Source organism: Flagellimonas alvinocaridis (assembly GCF_004916895.1).
Taxonomy (GTDB): Bacteria; Bacteroidota; Bacteroidia; order Flavobacteriales; family Flavobacteriaceae; genus Flagellimonas; species Flagellimonas alvinocaridis.
Genome location: NZ_SNTZ01000055.1, coordinates 1 through 630 on the forward strand (window position 1 = coordinate 1; position 630 = coordinate 630).

At 38.5% G+C, this 630-nt stretch carries 1 protein-coding gene; it reads right to left on the minus strand.

The features are described from left to right. Positions 1 to 183: 183 nt before the first annotated feature. On the minus strand, positions 184 to 486 hold the full coding sequence (gene rpsN / locus EZV76_RS17870) for a 30S ribosomal protein S14 (protein ID WP_136567694.1): 303 nt from the start codon (positions 484 to 486) through the stop codon (positions 184 to 186). Between the last annotated feature and the right edge of the window lie 144 nt (positions 487 to 630).

Sequence of the window (630 nt, forward strand, 5' to 3'; positions counted from 1 at the left end):
CTTGCGAGCTACCAAACTGCTCTACCCCGCGCTAAASTAAAGAGAARARCKGAAAACTAMTAAAAAACAAGKATTGAAKRCGACCCTCTACCATATCTGTACAAATAGAATAGCCCATTTATACAGAATGGTAAAGGGGCTCTCTATGATCGATGATCATAGAAATGAAGSGAKAKTTTTATCTTACCAACTTGATCTTGTTGCCCCTGGCAACAAACATGCCTGAACCATTTCACGAAGTATGTGTCCGGATAGGCCGAAGTCWCGAAAGTTAGCTCGRGGCCTTCCGGTCGAAAAACAACGCCGATGAAGGCGTGTAGGTGCGCTATYYCGYGGTAGRGATTGTAACTTTCCGTGAATTTCCCACTTGTCACTCAATGACYGAACTTTGCTTATTTCTTTTTTTGAGGATCGACGAATCAAATGATATTTCTGTTCCAAWTTTTTCCTTTTCTTYTCCCTCTGAATCAAACTTTTTTTTGCCATAATGATTCAATTCCTATTCGTATCTATGATACAAGTCGGATCCTAGATGTAAAAATAAAAGAAGTTGAACTACTTCCCCATCAAAAGAAATGAACTTCTTCCAGATATACGATACTAAAACGAAAAAAATTAACCAAATTTACC